This is a genomic window from Alphaproteobacteria bacterium (assembly GCA_037200005.1).
Classification (GTDB): Bacteria; Pseudomonadota; Alphaproteobacteria; order UBA9219; family RFNS01; genus JBBCGY01.
The window spans coordinates 162,518-177,091 of the sequence record JBBCGY010000002.1 but is presented as its reverse complement, the minus strand read 5'-3'; the positions used below and the strand labels follow the sequence as shown (position 1 = coordinate 177,091).

The window sequence follows — 14,574 nt, the reverse complement described above, 5'->3', positions numbered from 1 at the left end:
ACAAACCGTCCCCGACGGTTCAGTAATTCAGGCGCATCTTAACGATAATGCCGCTGAACGAGGGGTTGATCCCGGCGCATATACTCTCGTTGCTAAAAACGGGAATGCCGGTTCCTGTCCCTGTCGGCATGACTTCTTTGGAATTTTTATCGACTCTATAAAACGGCGGTTCATACGCGTCGGGATTGACGCCTCGCGCGCTCCCCGGCGACGAAGCCCTGCGCTTCGCATAGGAAAAAGGCTCATCCGGCCTGCGCAGCCTGGGATCGTTCGCGAGCCATGCCGGAGAATTGTTCTGGTTGTTCTGCCTCTGCAGCATCATGCGAGCGGCCATGCCCATGCCGCCATGTAAATCCATCCCCAAAGCATGCAGGTCATTCTTGAGCGGCGGAACAGGTTTCTCCAGCGCGACGTCCGGCTGCTCAATTGCAACCGGCGGGGCGTCGATTCTGACGGCCTGAATGCGTCTTATGGCGCGGAGAGGCGGGAGTATCCCGGCTCTGGCGCTGCGCTTCATGCCGGAGGACACGGTCCCGACCGGCGCGCGGCTCTGCTGCGAAAGAGAAGGCTTATTATCCGGTGCGACTGCAGAATCGGCGGGAGGGGATATTTCTGCTTCGATGATCGGCCCGTCGCTGTCCGAAATGCTTGGTGGCATCACAGGGCTTTTCGATGGAAATGAAGAGGTCGCCGACGTCAGCAGCGAAGCCGCCGCTAGCGAATATAAGCTTATATGGCCCTTCGACATGCCGTCATACCTGCGCCAAGGGTCAAATTCCCTGCGGCACATATATATAAAATGCAGTTCGATGGCAAGCGATCCTCCCGGCATGAGACGGCGTTAATTTCTTCTCTCGCTTTGGCTTCCTGGTTAGGTTAATGCTCGATTATACCGTCCTAGGGGGGAGTGGAATATGACTGCGACGCAGTGGGTTTACGGCTTCGGCGACAGTAAGGCTGAAGGCAACGCGTCCATGAAAAACCTGCTGGGCGGGAAGGGGGCGGGCCTCGCCGAAATGTCCAATCTGGGACTGCCGGTGCCTCCGGGATTTACGATCACCACCGAAGCTTGCGCTTATTACGACGCGCACCACCAACATTATCCGGCCGATCTGGAACGTCAGGCTGCCGAGGCGCTGAAGAAAGTCGAAGCCCTCGTCGGCGCGAAATTCGGCGACGCGGAGAACCCGCTTCTGGTTTCGGTGCGCTCTGGCGCGCGCGTATCGATGCCGGGCATGATGGACACCGTCCTCAATCTCGGACTCAATAGCCAGACGGTCGAAGGCATGGCGCGGAAGAGCGGCGACGCCCGCTTTGCCTATGACAGTTATCGCCGTTTTATCCAGATGTACGGCAATGTCGTTCTCGACGTCCCTCATTACAAATTCGAGGAAGTGCTGGATGACGTGAAGCTCGCCAAGGGATTGCGCCAGGATACGGAGATGCAGGCCGATCATTGGCGGGAAGTCATCGAAGGCTATCTCGCGGTCGTCGAGAAGAATCTGGGCAAGCCTTTCCCGCAGGATGCCGGAGAGCAGTTGTGGGGCGCTATCGGCGCGGTGTTCGGCTCATGGATGAATCAGCGCGCGATAACCTATCGCAAGCTGAATGATATTCCCAGCGATTGGGGCACGGCGGTGAACGTCCAGGCGATGGTGTTCGGCAACATGGGCATGGACTGCTGCACCGGCGTCGCTTTCACCCGCAATCCTTCTACCGGCGAAAATGCATTCTATGGCGAATATCTGGTCAACGCGCAGGGCGAGGATGTCGTCGCGGGAATCCGCACGCCGCAGCAGATCACGATCAAGGGCAAGCAGGAGCAAGGCATCGCCGAACCGGCCATGGAAGAAATCATGCCCTATGTTTTCGCCCAGCTCGATCATGTCCGTCGCAAGCTCGAAGCGCATTATTGCGACATGCAGGACATCGAATTCACCGTGCAACAGGGCAAGCTTTATATGCTGCAAACCCGCAGCGGCAAGCGCACGGCGGCGGCGGCGCTCAAGATCGCCGCCGACATGGTGCAGGAAGGGCTGATCGACAAGGAAATGGCGTTGCTCCGCCTCGATCCGCATGCGCTGAATCAGCTTTTGCATCCCACGCTCGACCCCAAGGCGAAGCGCGTCGTTTTGACGAAGGGCTTGCCTGCGTCGCCGGGCGCGGCCTCCGGCAAGATCGTCCTCGATGCCGACACGGCGGAGAAATGGGCGGCAAAGGGCGAAGCGGTGATTCTGTGCCGAATCGAAACCAGCCCCGAAGATATTCACGGCATGCATGCGGCGCGGGCGATCCTGACCACGCGCGGCGGCATGACCAGCCATGCGGCGGTCGTGGCGCGCGGCATGGGGCGCGCATGCGTCGCCGGAGCGGGCGCGATCCGCATCGACGAGAAAAACGGCACGATGACGATCGGCGCGCATGTCCTGAAACAGGGCGACGACATCACCGTCGACGGCGCATCGGGCGAGGTGATGCTGGGCGCGGTGCCGACGGTGCAGCCGGAACTGTCGGATGATTTCGCCACGATCATGGGATGGGCGGATGACGTGCGGCGGCTCAAGGTGCGCGCTAACGCTGAAACGCCGCTCGACGCGCAAACCGCGCGGCAATTCGGCGCGGAAGGGATCGGGCTTTGCCGTACCGAGCATATGTTCTTCGACGAAAGCCGTATTTCCGCCATGCGCGCGATGATCGTCGCCGATGACGAGGCGGGACGCCGCGACGCGCTCGCCATCCTGGAGCCGATGCAGCGCGACGATTTCGTCGAACTGTTCACGATCATGGCCGGGCTGCCCGTAACCATCCGTCTGCTCGATCCGCCGCTGCATGAATTTTTGCCGAAGTCGGATGCGGAAATCGATGCCGTGGCCAAAGCTTCCGGCGTCGATCCGGCGCGGGTGCGGGCGCGGGCTTTGCAGCTGCATGAATCTAATCCGATGCTCGGGCATCGCGGCTGCCGTCTCGGCATCACTTATCCGGAAATATACGCCATGCAGGCCCGGGCAATCGTCGCGGCGGCTCTCGACGTGCAGGAAAAGCTCGGAACCGCGCCGCTGGTGGAAATCATGCTGCCGCTGATCATGGATCGCAAGGAATTCGATATTCTCAAAACCGTCATCGATCAGGCAGCGGCGGAAGCGATGGAAGATTCCGGCGCGCATATCGATTATCTCGTCGGCACGATGATCGAATTGCCGCGCGCGGCCCTGCGGGCGGGCGACATCGCTCAAAGCGCGCAATTCTTCAGCTTCGGCACCAACGACCTGACGCAAACGGCGTTCGGCATCAGCCGCGACGACGCGGGGTTGTTTCTAGGCGACTATATAGGGCAGGGGATCATGGAGAATGATCCCTTCGTCACCATCGACCAGGACGGCGTGGGCGAGCTTATCAAGATCGCTTTCGAGCGTGGGCGCGCGGTGCGACACGACCTCAAAACCGGCATCTGCGGCGAACATGGCGGCGATCCGGCATCGGTCAAATTCTGCCACGCGGTCGGGTTGGATTATGTGTCCTGTTCGCCTTATCGCGTGCCGATTGCCCGGCTGGCGGCGGCGCAGGCCATGCTCTCCGAATTGGCGAAAAAGGAAATGCAGCGCAGCGCGGCTTAGGATTTAGACTCAATTACGGTTTCTTCGGCTCGTACTGGAAACCCCAGCCTTGACGGGTCGCCGGTTCAGGCCGTCGTGGCTGAATTCCCCAAGGAGAATCCACCAGCGGAAAGGCCGGTTCGCTCGCCGGCGCCGGATGAACGGTAGGATCTGGCTGCGTAGTTTTTTGCGTCTTATCTACACTCATAAATATATCCTTCCGTTATCCTAAATTTTTATCCGCTGGTTTTTCCGTCTGCGCGGTTGCTTCTGGCCTAGACGGCTGGGGCGATTCCATTGCGAAGCGGTAAGTTTGCCCCGCGCCCTCGATGAATCGCAAAGCCTTGACGACCGTTCTCCTTGGAGCTACCTGGACTTTCAACGCCTCGTCGAATTTGGCCCTCATATCCGGAATTTGAAGAATAACCTTCGGCGTTTTCTGGAAAATATAACCGATCAGGGCAACGGCGTTTGTCTGCCTGTCAGTAGGCGGCAATGAAGCAAGCGACCCGGTCGCGGCAACCAGCAACTTATCGACAATCGATTTGCCTGTTTTTTCCAAATACTCGATATCGCCGCCCGGCATCCGATGCATCGCCTTGTCCAGAGCGGCGATGTCGCCGGCACGGGGTTGAGGAGTGGCAAGAAATTGCTTGGCGGCGTTCCGGAAAGTGACTTCGGTCATGAGATTATATCCCCGCGTTTAATGTAATGATCGCCCCTGATACTAACGAATTTTCCTGAAAGTAAAACATCATATGCGCCGTACATCCGCGCGTTAACCATGAATGACGCATATACTTTCATGAATCTCTTCTATAATGCGAAGCGTATAGGAGAAAAATAACCATGTCCGTCAAAGAATATGTCGAGCAGATAGACAAGGCGATCCAAGCCGAGGATTACCCGGTTTTGAACGATGCCATTCCTCAATTGACGCGATGGATCCATGAACAGGATCATCCCCGCTATATCGAGTTTTTGAATGTCGTCTCGGTATGCCTGAGTCGCTCCCCGGACCAAGCGCATAAAAAGACGGCCATGGACGGTTTCGAAAGCTCGACGCGTCAAATGATCGACCGGCTGACGCAGAAAGGAGAAATCGGCTATATCGACTCGCTGAACGATATCTCCGAACGCCTCGCCGCATCGCCCAGAGACGAACACAAAATGCTGGCTATACAGGGGTTCATAACCGCGGCGACGTATGCGCCTGAAGCTTTGAAAATGCAGGCTTCGCAACGGGCCGCGCGCAGCATTAGCGCCGTTTTGAAGTCTGCCATCGCCGACGACGATCCTGAATTGCTATGCGATATGGTCATAACTCTGGGCACGTGGTGCGAGCGAGGAGTTGAGTGTCATGCCTACGCTGAACCTCTGTTAGAGGGCACCGATCATCTCATGCAATCGAACGCGGCAACTCCGATGGCCGGCATGTTGTATAAAGTCAAAGCGCTGGAAGGCTTTGATTCGGCGATCCAGCATTTTCCCAAAGGTTCGGCGCTTGAACAATCGGCGGTGGAAAAGCTGATAGAGCATTCCAAGAACATTCTGGCTGGCACTTCGCCCGGATCGGAACTTGGAAGAAAAGCCATCATGTCTCTTAGCGCTCATGCCCACCGCTTGCCTGAACCCGAGCGGCAGGTCGAGGTCGCGCAATTCGCGCATGACCGCGCTTTGCTCAGCGGAGATGCTAACCTTCAAAGGATGACGGCTTTCGAGCTCCAATACCTCGCGCCGCAAAAGCCTCCATCGCGCCCGGGCGGCGGCAGCCCGCCGCAATCGCATCCGTCCTGATACCGGAAATCAAGCCCGTCAGTTGACAAATATCCGGAAAACGTCAACAACAAGGCGGAATTCCCATGCTTTCAGGGCATGTTCCGCAATCCGTATTTACATCATTGGACGTCGAAAATGCAGGTTAATGCCAATACGCTACGCAAGGGCCATGTCGTCGATTACAACAACAAATTATGGGTCGTCATCAAATCCGAGATCATGATCCCCGGCAAGGGCAACGCCATCGTGCAGGTCGAGATGAAAGACATCCGCACCGGCACGAAGACCGACATCCGCTACCGGACGCAGGAAACAGTCGAGCGCGTGCAGGTGAGCGAACAGGACATGCAATTTCTGTACGCCGAGGGCGACATGTTCACCTTCATGGACCAGGCCAATTTCGAGCAGATGACCATCCCGCGCGACGTCATCGGCCAGCCCGCGGTGTTTTTGCAGGACGGCATGATTTGTTCGGTGAAGAGCTTCGAGGGCGCGCCGCTATCCGTCGAGCTGCCGCCGAACGTCGCGCTCAGGATCGTTGAAGCCGACCCGGTCGTGAAAGGGCAAACGGCGTCTTCTTCCTATAAGCCCGCCATCCTCGAAAACGGCGAGCGCGTCATGGTGCCGCCCTTCATCGAGGCCGGAACCAAAATCGTCGTCAACACCGTTGACGGTTCGTACGTCGAACGCGCAAGAGATTAGGACATATCGTGGCTATCCGCAGCGCATTGATTACCGTCATGGTTCGCGCGGTCGAAAAGGCCGCGAAAGGGCTTAAACGCGATTTCGGTGAAGTCGAGCATCTTCAGGTATCGCGCAAGGGGCCGGCCGATTTCGTTTCCGCCGCCGATTTGCGCGCGCAAGAGGTGCTGCGCTCGGAACTTGCCAGAGCGCGTCCCGAATTCGGCTTCATCATGGAAGAGGGCGACGAAAAGCAGACCGACAAGCCCTGGCGATGGATCATCGACCCGCTCGACGGCACGACCAATTTCCTGCATGGCGTGCCGCATTGGGCGATTTCTCTCGCCGCCGCCGAGGGCGACAAGATCATGGCCGGTATCGTCTATAACCCGATCAGCGATGAAATGTTCTGGGCGGAACGAGGCATGGGCGCCTACAGCAATTCCCGCAGGCTGCGCGTGTCTCAACGCAGCGATTTAAGCGAATGTTTAATTGCGACCGGTATCCCATTCAAAGGACACGAAATTCCAGGATTCTTCAATCAACTTGTAAGCGTTTCATCGCAAGTGGCTGGAATCAGGAGATTTGGGGCGGCTTCGCTGGATCTGGCTTACGTGGCGGCCGGAAAGTTCGACGGCTACTGGGAAGACGGCATAAAGATTTGGGATATCGCGGCGGGCATGCTGCTCGTCATGGAGGCGGGCGGCAGAGTAAGCCCGCTCACGCCGAATACAGATCCGCTAACCGGCGGGACGATCTTCGTCAGCAATCAAGGCATTCACGAACCCCTGCTCGGCACGCTGCGCAGTGCGTGAAGTATGTCGCACTTTTTCATTATATCCCATTGAACCCTTTTGATTTTCTTGCCATGAAGAACGGACGGCATATAGTCTGAATCGTTTTATAAACAGGGCCGGTAGAAGCTTCCATGTTCTCATACGGAACATTGCGATGGGGATTATTCTCGGTTGCCGCGCTGGCGGCGACGATCGGGCCCGCGTCTGCTCAAAATATGGCTCCTGGAGATATCCGTCCGCCGCGGGCATCGAAACAAGACGCATTGGTTGTCGTTCAGCCCTTGCGGCCTCCGGTATTGCCGGGCGTGCGCCGCATGGGGCCCGAAGCCGTCAAGGCGGCGCTTTCGACAGTGCATATACGCGATCCGAAGCCGGTAGCGCGTCCTTTATTCAGCGCTCCCAGCGCCACGGCGGCGGCTTCAGCGGCGCTTGCCGCTCCCGCGCCCGAGAATACAGCCCCGTTAGTAACCGTAAGCAGCCCCTGCGTCGATAAAGCCGTGCCATGGGTCAGGCGCTGCGTCGATGCCGGTTATCCCGCCGAGTTCACCGGCGACATTCACGGCGAAACCCGTGTCAAATGCGGCTCGGGGGAACTGCAGGACGTATGGCTTGCCAATACGTGCGGTCCCGCTGTTACGGCTGCCGCCGAAGCTCAGAAAATCTTCCAGCCCGTTTCCTTGACCAATCGAATCCCAGCCGCTGCGCCGACGAAAATTAAAGCAGCGGCGGCCGCGCCGGTTGAGCCTGCGCCTCATGCCATCAAGACAAAAGCGCCGGAAGCTGTCGTGCCGCCGCCTTCTGCTTCATCCGGAGATTCCGTCACGGTAGCAACTGCCGATGCCTCCTGCGGCGCTGCCGTTAAAACGGCGACGATTATCTCTCCGACCCAGGATTTATGCGCCAAAGGCTCGCCGAGCCAGGTTACGGGCGAAGGGCCTTGGAATTGGACATGCGCCGATACTCAGGCCCGCCTGGTATCATGCACGGTGAATTTGCCGGTGCTGGCCGAATGCGGCACGGCTAACAACATGGCCTTGCCGAGCGCGCCGACCATCGCGCTATGCAATGCCGGAACGCCGGGGACGGTTCTTGGCAGCGGGCCGTGGCGCTGGATCTGCGATGGCGGCGATGGCGGCACCAGCGTGCAATGCATGGCTCTCGTCGGAGAAAAGCAAGCGATGGTTTCCGAACCGTCCGCTTCACCGGTCATATCTCAGAAAACAGAAGAGCCGGTAAGCTTTGCGAGAAGCGAAGCAGCGCCGGCCACCGATCCCGCGAAAAATGCTGTAAACGAAGCCAAAGAAGCGGAAGCGGCGAAAGCTAAAGAGGCAGAAGCGGCCAAGATTAAAGAAATCGAGGAAGCTAAAGCCCAAGAGACTGAGGCCGCTAAAGTTAAAGAAGCCGAAGAGAGCAGGATCAAAGAGGCGGAAACGGTCAAGGCCAAAGAAAAGGCCGACAAAGAAGCCGCGGTTGCTGCAGCCGCCGCGCCAATTGCGCCAACGGTATTACCCGCCATTAACGGCGCATGCGGCGAAGTCTCGAATGTCGCGGTATCGGAAATTCCGGCCAGTCATTTTTGCGCATCCGGGCTGCCGGGCGAGATTAATGGGCGGGGCCCCTGGAATTGGCAGTGCGCGGGCGTCAATGGCGGCGTCTCTATTTCATGCAACGCACCCTATTTGATTCAGCCCATAGCGCCGCCAGCCTATGAGCAAATTGCAGCTGCATTGCTGGCGACCCGGCAAAAAGCCACGCCAACAGCCACGGCGGAAACGGTCACATCGCCTGAAACGAAAATCGCCGCGTCCTCCGCATCATCGTCTCCCGCGCAAGAAAAAGGCGTTTTTGCCTCGATGATGTCCTGGATCGCCTGGGAAGAATCGGATGCAAAGCCCCCGGCGCAAGAGCAAGCGCCCGCTTCTAATCCGGCTGTAGCTTCGCACGATACCGGATTAACGCCGCCAAAGCTCAAGATTATTGCCGCCCATACTCCGGCGCAACCGATACCCGCGCCGCCGGAACAGCCGGCGTTTATTCTTCCGCTTCTCGCCAAATGGACGATGCCGGAGATCGTTGCAGCCAGCGCGCCGCAGCCATCGTCCCCTCCGCCCGCTCCTGAACCCGCTCCTGTCATGGCGGCATTGCCCGCACGTCAGCCGGATCAGGACGAAGCGCCTTTGACGCCTTCATCGACGCCGGTTGAAGAAAAACCCGCTCTCGCCACTTTCCTGTCCATGGTGGCGTTATCGCCAAAACCTGCCTTGGCCGTCGCGGAACCTGCCATCGAAGAACCGAAGCCCGAACTTGTCGCCGAGGCCGTAGTTTCACCGGCTGCGCCGAAGAAATCCATTTTCAAGTCCCTCATCTCGTGGGTATCCCCGGAAGAGGCGGTCGCGGCAGAGATGCCTCCGGCAGAACCGTCGTCATCCGTATCGGCATCCGCGCCTGTCGATGGGACGCCTAAAGAAAAAGAAGCGCCTATCGGTGAAGGTTCTCTGGCCGCCCTGGCGGCGGAAGAACCGGTCGCTGTGGAAACATCGCCGCCGAAAGCCGAACCGGAAGCAGCCCTGCCCACGGTTGAGCCGCCGCTGGTCATAGTGCCGCCATCCGCGCCTGTCCCGACGGCGTCCGTCCCGGCTCCATCGGCGCCGAAACCGGAAGCCAAGCCAAAGAAACCAAAACATCAGAAGACTAAAAAGAAGCGGGAAGAAAAATCGGACTATATTTATTCCGTGCCCCCGCCGACGCCAGCTCCTGCCCCCATTCAGCCGCCAGAGCCGGTTGCCGTGACCGCGCCACCAGCGCCGCCGCCCCCTGAAAAGAAATCGGTATTCGGTTCCGTGTTTTCGATATTCTCTTCGGACGAACCGAAAACCACCGCCGTGGAAGTCGAGCCTATCGCTCCTCCTCCGGCGCCCATGCCGCCACCGGCCCCGCTTCCTGTCGTGGAACCGCCGATGCCTCCGGCCCAGGAACCCGCCGCCGCGCCTATCGTTCTGCATCCAGCGCCGGAACCTCCGGTTTTCGCGTCGCCTCCCGCACCGCAACCGGAACCACCGGTTATCGTGCCCGTGACTGCGCCGCCGCCGCCCATCGCACCCGTCGTCGCTGTCGTGACGCCAAAATTGGCTCCGCCGCCTCTTGTCGCCGTTCCGCAAGCGCCGCTTCTGACGCCTCCATCATTCGCGGCTCCAGCAGCTCCGGTTGCGGCTCTTACGACGCCGCGTCTTGATACGAATGATCTGACGCCTGGCACCCAGAGTTATGTGCCCGCGCCAGCCATTCGTTCTCCCGGCACTCTCAATATGCGGCCTTCGGATAACGGCGTGGCTAAATTGCATCAAACAGGCCATTCCAGCATCATCAGCCTAGAATTCAGCGAAGATTCCGAAGTGCTGAAAAGCAGCGTCCTGGATGGGATCGCTTCGGCGGGCGGCCAGCTTGCCGATAATCCCGGCATGCGTCTGACCGTCATCGCTTATGCGAAATCGGGGGATGCGCGGGAAGCGCGCCGCCTTTCCCTGGCGCGGGCGCTGGCGGTTCGCGACGCGCTTATCGCCGTGGGAGCCAGAAGCGAGCAGATTACGCTTCGAGCCATGGGAGCGAATACACCGGACGACCATGAGGCCGACCGCGTGGATTTAGTGGCCCAATAGATCACCGATAGCATCATGCGGCATATCCATGTCATGACGGCGCTCATTCTCATGGCGATATCGGCCATGACGCCTTTCTATGCTTATGCCGCCCCGCGCCAGAATGACGATATTCGATTTCCGGACAAAGGATCGCTGCGCACCGCGCAAAAAGATTCCATCGAGGTTGAGGGCATTCCGCGCAGTTACCTGTTTTACCGTCCGCCCGGCGGCGGGCCGTTTCCGGTCGTCATCCTGCTGCATGGCGGAACGCAAAGCGGGCGCAAGGTCTGGAAACAGACCAGCCTGCCGGTGCTTGCCCAATCGGAGCGATTCATCCTGATCGCGCCGGACGCCGCCGACGGCGGCCACTGGAACGACGGACGGCATAAGGTCGTGAGCGGCAAGCCCTCGACCGCCGACGATATCAAATTCCTGGAACGGCTGATCACCGTGGCCGTCAACCGTTATGCGGCCAATCCGAACCAAGTGTTCATGATCGGGGCGTCGAACGGCGGTTTGATGACAGAAAATTTTGCCTGCCATAAAGCGCATCTTCTCGCAGGCGGCGGTTATGTCGTCGCGGCGCTGCCCGTGTTGCAGCAGGCGCAATGCCATCCGGATAAAGCGGTGCCGTGGATCGCCGTCAACGGCACGGAAGACAAGTTTTTCAATTTTAACGGCGGCCCGCAGAATGGCGGAGGGAGCAGGGGCAAATCCGACGATCCGATCATGCTTAGCGCGGCGGAAAGCTTCGAATTCTGGGCCGATAACGCGCGCTGCGATTCCCGCGTCGTCGAAACCAGATTGCCAAATCTTCACAAACGGGACAATTCGACCGTCCGCCTGGATAGCCGTGGAGATTGCTTCGCGAATACGACGTCGAGTTTCTATGTCATCGATCATGGCGGCCATATGTGGCCGGGACTGTCATCGCCCATAGCCGAAATGATCATCGGCCGCAGCAATATGGATATCGACTCCGGCACCGTGATCTGGAACCACTTCAAGCAGATGGTGCGCTGAGGCCGCTAATCCAGCGTGCGCTTGTAGCGTTTCATCGCAAAAGAGGTAATGGCCGCCAGAAAGATGAAGAGCGGCCATAGGTTTGGCCATATTTCCTCGAACCCGTTCCCCTTCAGAAGAACCCCGCGCACGATGCGCATGAAATAGGTAACGGGCAGCATACTGCCGATAGCCTGCGCCCACAGCGGCATACCTCGAAACGGGAAGATATAGCCCGACAGCAGAATCGAGGGCAGCGTCATCATCATCGACATTTGCATCGCCTGCATCTGATTTCCGGCATTCGCCGAGAGGGTGAAGCCGAGCGCGAGATTGCAGGAAATAAAAACGATCAGGACGGCGGAAAGCAGCCACAGGCTTCCCAGCATGGGCACGCTGAACAACAGCTTCGCCGCCAGCACGATGATGGCGGACTGGATATAACCGATCATCACATAGGGCGCGATCTTGCCCGCCATCACCTCGATCGGCCTGGCGGGCATGGCGAGCAGATTCTCCATCGTACCGCGCTCGCGCTCGCGCGTAATGGACAGCGCCGTCATCATGATGCCCGTCATGGTCAGCACGACCCCCATCAAGCCGGGCACGACGTTATAGCGCGACAGCCCCTCGGGGTTATAGCTGCGATGGAGCACGACATCGACTGGCCCGGCTTTTTCCCGGAGAGAGGAAATCGTCCCCTTGAGATCATGTCGCAGTGCTGTATCCATCACGCCTCCCACGGCGCCGAGCGCGCCGCCGATGGCGACGGGGTCGGTCGCGTCGGCCTCCACGAGCACCTGCGGCCTTGCGCCACGCACAAGCTCGCGCCCGAAATTTTCGGGGATGGTGACGGCAAACTGCACCTCGCCGCGCTGCAGGAGAAGCCGCGCTTCCTCCTCCGATCCGACGCGATGGTCGATGGAGAAATAGCCGGAATTCTCCAGCCCCGCGACGAAGGTGCGCGCGAATTCGGAACCGTCGCGCACCAGCACGGCGGTGGGCAGGTGCCTCGGATCGGTGTCGATGGCGTAACCGAACAAAATGAGCTGCATCAGCGGCACGAACAGGATCATCGAGAAGGTGGTGCGGTCCCGCCTCAGCTGGGTGAATTCCTTCACCATCACGGCGCGAACGCGGCGCAGGGAGAATCCGCTCTTCACGCGGCCTCCTTCTTCATTCCGGCCATGTAATGGATGAAAACGTCCTCCAGCCGCGTTTCCGTCTTCACCCATGCATAGCCTCGCCCTTCGCGAAACGGCGCGATGGCCCTGTCGAGCGTCTGCTCGTCTATGCCGCTCACATGCAGGCTGTCGCTGAAGGCGGCGACAGTGCTAACGGCGGGGTCTTTTTCCAGAATCGCCATGAGGCTCATGAGGTTTTCCCCCTTTACCGTCCAGGTGACGAGGCCCGCATGGCGGATGACATCGGGAACGGTGCCCCGCGTGATGATCCTGCCCTGCGACATATAGATGATCTCATGGCAGCGCTCGGCTTCGTCCATATAGTGCGTGCTGACGAGAACGGTGATGCCCTTGGCGGCGAGGCGATGGATTTCGTCCCAGAATTCGCGCCGCGCCTGCGGATCGACGCCCGCCGTCGGCTCGTCGAGAAGCAGCAGCGCCGGATCGTGCATGATGCAGGCGGCCAGCGCGAGCCGCTGCTTCCAGCCGCCCGAAAGCGTGCCCGCCAGCTGATTGTCGCGTTTCTGAAGTCCCAGGCCTTCCAAAGCTTCGTTGACGCGGTCATCAGGGCGATCAAGCCCGTACATCGTGGCGACGAAGCTCAAATTCTCGCGTACGGTCAAATCTTCCCAATAGCTGAATTTCTGCGTCATGTAGCCGACGCGGCTGCGTATTTCCATCGCGTTCCGGCGCAGATCAAGGCCCAGACATGTGCCTTCGCCCTCGTCGGGCGTGAGAAGGCCGCACAGCATGCGGATGGTCGTTGTCTTGCCGCTGCCGTTCGCGCCGAGAAATCCGTAGATGCGCCCCTTAGGCACGGCGATGCTCGCATGATCGACGACCGCATGGCCGTTATATCTCTTGGTCAAACCATGCACGTCGATGATGTTTTCGCCCATCATGGCGCATCGTCTTTTTCGAGGGTGATATCGACCGGTAGGCCGGGCCTCAGTTCCGGGTGAAAACTTTCGGGCTTCGCTTCAATGAGGAAGACAAGTTTGTCGCGCGATTCCACGCTGTAGATAACGGGCGGAGTGAATTCCGACTGATTTGAGATATAGCTGACGTCGGCCGTGATGGGTTCCTTGCAGCCGTCGCAGGTGACGGTTATTTTTTTGCCGGGATGGATTTTCGGCAGCGTTTTTTCGGGGACGAAGAAGCGCAGTTTCACGTTTTCCGGCGGCAGCAGGCTTACGACCGGCGATCCCGCCGCCACGAATTCGCCGGGGCGATAGAACGTATCCTCCACCTGCGCGGCGGCGAGAGCTTCAGGATGCGCCTCGATCAATCGTTTTTCGGCCTCGGCAAGATTGTTGCGCGCGGCGTCGATGACGGCGTTCGCCGCGGCCAGACGGTCCTCGCGTCCCGCCAGTCCCGCCACTTTCAGCTGCGCCTCCAGTTCGATCATCCGCGCCTGCGCACTTTCGAATGCCGCTTTGTCGGCGTCACGCTGCATGGCGCTGCCGGCATTTTTCCTGACCAACGACTCCGACCGCGCGAATTGCTTTTCGGCATTATCCAGCACCGCCTGCGCCTGGGCTTTTTGCTGGATAATAACTTCGATCTCCTCCGGGCGCAGACCCTTGGTAAGGTCTTTCCAGTTGGCCTCGGCCTCTCTTAGCGCCGCGTCGGCAGAATCGCGCGCGGCTTTGAGGGATGTAAGGTCAAGCGAGAAGAGAGGATCGCCGGTTTTGACCTTATCGCCGCGCTCGACCGAAAGTGTTTGCAGAATGCCGCCGGAGGAAGGCGCCATGCGGACGAATTCTCCTTCGACATAACCGTTGACCTTTTCCCCGTCCGGCTTGCAGGACGCAAGGCACGCGAGGATGAGCAGGGGGGCGATGGCACGGAATATTTTTGTCATTGGAGTATTTCTTGCCGGGGTTTTCTTTGCAAACAG

At 59.2% G+C, this 14,574-nt stretch carries 11 protein-coding genes; 6 read left to right on the top strand and 5 right to left on the bottom strand.

Going from position 1 to position 14,574, the window contains the following annotated elements:
- Window positions 1-19: 19 nt before the first annotated feature.
- Entirely contained in the window at window positions 20-658 is a 639-nt protein-coding gene (locus WDO70_10510; protein ID MEJ0063600.1) for a hypothetical protein, read from the bottom strand.
- 256 nt (window positions 659-914) lie between these two features.
- Here WDO70_10510 and ppdK point away from each other — a divergent pair, with 256 nt between their 5' ends.
- Window positions 915-3,614, top strand: coding sequence for a pyruvate, phosphate dikinase (ppdK, locus tag WDO70_10505; protein ID MEJ0063599.1), 2,700 nt, complete (start codon window positions 915-917; stop codon window positions 3,612-3,614).
- A gap of 202 nt (window positions 3,615-3,816) precedes the next feature.
- Here ppdK and WDO70_10500 read toward each other — a convergent pair whose 3' ends face one another.
- The gene (locus WDO70_10500) at window positions 3,817-4,278 is read right to left on the bottom strand and encodes a hypothetical protein (protein MEJ0063598.1); all 462 of its coding nucleotides are present in this window, start codon (window positions 4,276-4,278) and stop codon (window positions 3,817-3,819) included.
- Window positions 4,279-4,442: 164 nt separating this feature from the next.
- Here WDO70_10500 and WDO70_10495 point away from each other — a divergent pair, with 164 nt between their 5' ends.
- The 5 genes from WDO70_10495 (at window position 4,443) to WDO70_10475 (ending at window position 11,511) form a co-directional block, all read left to right on the top strand.
- Complete coding sequence (locus tag WDO70_10495; protein MEJ0063597.1) at window positions 4,443-5,390, top strand: hypothetical protein; 948 nt, start codon at window positions 4,443-4,445, stop codon at window positions 5,388-5,390.
- A 117-nt stretch (window positions 5,391-5,507) separates the two neighbouring features.
- Window positions 5,508-6,074, top strand: coding sequence for an elongation factor P (efp, locus tag WDO70_10490; GenBank protein ID MEJ0063596.1), 567 nt, complete (start codon window positions 5,508-5,510; stop codon window positions 6,072-6,074).
- An 8-nt stretch (window positions 6,075-6,082) separates the two neighbouring features.
- The gene (locus tag WDO70_10485) at window positions 6,083-6,868 is read left to right on the top strand and encodes an inositol monophosphatase family protein (GenBank protein ID MEJ0063595.1); all 786 of its coding nucleotides are present in this window, start codon (window positions 6,083-6,085) and stop codon (window positions 6,866-6,868) included.
- Window positions 6,869-6,981: 113 nt separating this feature from the next.
- A complete protein-coding gene (locus WDO70_10480) occupies window positions 6,982-10,506 on the top strand; it encodes an OmpA family protein (GenBank protein MEJ0063594.1) in 3,525 nt (1,174 codons plus the stop codon).
- Between the two features lie 15 nt (window positions 10,507-10,521).
- Window positions 10,522-11,511: a hypothetical protein gene (locus tag WDO70_10475; GenBank protein ID MEJ0063593.1), complete on the top strand. Its 990-nt coding sequence runs from the start codon at window positions 10,522-10,524 to the stop codon at window positions 11,509-11,511.
- A 5-nt stretch (window positions 11,512-11,516) separates the two neighbouring features.
- Here WDO70_10475 and WDO70_10470 read toward each other — a convergent pair whose 3' ends face one another.
- From WDO70_10470 to WDO70_10460, 3 genes are read right to left on the bottom strand one after another with little or no spacing between them, the layout of a single operon-like run.
- The gene (locus WDO70_10470; protein MEJ0063592.1) at window positions 11,517-12,614 is read right to left on the bottom strand and encodes an ABC transporter permease; all 1,098 of its coding nucleotides are present in this window, start codon (window positions 12,612-12,614) and stop codon (window positions 11,517-11,519) included.
- A 35-nt stretch (window positions 12,615-12,649) separates the two neighbouring features.
- Entirely contained in the window at window positions 12,650-13,576 is a 927-nt protein-coding gene (locus WDO70_10465) for an ABC transporter ATP-binding protein (GenBank protein MEJ0063591.1), read from the bottom strand.
- On the bottom strand, window positions 13,573-14,538 hold the full coding sequence (locus tag WDO70_10460) for an HlyD family efflux transporter periplasmic adaptor subunit (protein MEJ0063590.1): 966 nt from the start codon (window positions 14,536-14,538) through the stop codon (window positions 13,573-13,575). Before WDO70_10460 ends, WDO70_10465 begins: the two co-directional genes overlap by 4 nt.
- Window positions 14,539-14,574: the final 36 nt, after the last annotated feature.

Bases quoted from the DNA above. Each gene is read 5' to 3' on its own strand.
- WDO70_10510 (MEJ0063600.1), bottom strand. From the start codon at position 658: ATGCCACCAAGCATTTCGGACAGCGACGGGCCGATCATCGAAGCAGAA.
- ppdK (MEJ0063599.1), top strand. From the start codon at position 915: ATGACTGCGACGCAGTGGGTTTACGGCTTCGGCGACAGTAAGGCTGAA.
- WDO70_10500 (MEJ0063598.1), bottom strand. From the start codon at position 4,278: ATGACCGAAGTCACTTTCCGGAACGCCGCCAAGCAATTTCTTGCCACT.
- WDO70_10495 (MEJ0063597.1), top strand. From the start codon at position 4,443: ATGTCCGTCAAAGAATATGTCGAGCAGATAGACAAGGCGATCCAAGCC.
- efp (MEJ0063596.1), top strand. From the start codon at position 5,508: ATGCAGGTTAATGCCAATACGCTACGCAAGGGCCATGTCGTCGATTAC.
- WDO70_10480 (MEJ0063594.1), top strand. From the start codon at position 6,982: ATGTTCTCATACGGAACATTGCGATGGGGATTATTCTCGGTTGCCGCG.
- WDO70_10475 (MEJ0063593.1), top strand. From the start codon at position 10,522: ATGCGGCATATCCATGTCATGACGGCGCTCATTCTCATGGCGATATCG.
- WDO70_10470 (MEJ0063592.1), bottom strand. From the start codon at position 12,614: ATGGTGAAGGAATTCACCCAGCTGAGGCGGGACCGCACCACCTTCTCG.
- WDO70_10465 (MEJ0063591.1), bottom strand. From the start codon at position 13,576: ATGATGGGCGAAAACATCATCGACGTGCATGGTTTGACCAAGAGATAT.
- WDO70_10460 (MEJ0063590.1), bottom strand. From the start codon at position 14,538: ATGACAAAAATATTCCGTGCCATCGCCCCCCTGCTCATCCTCGCGTGC.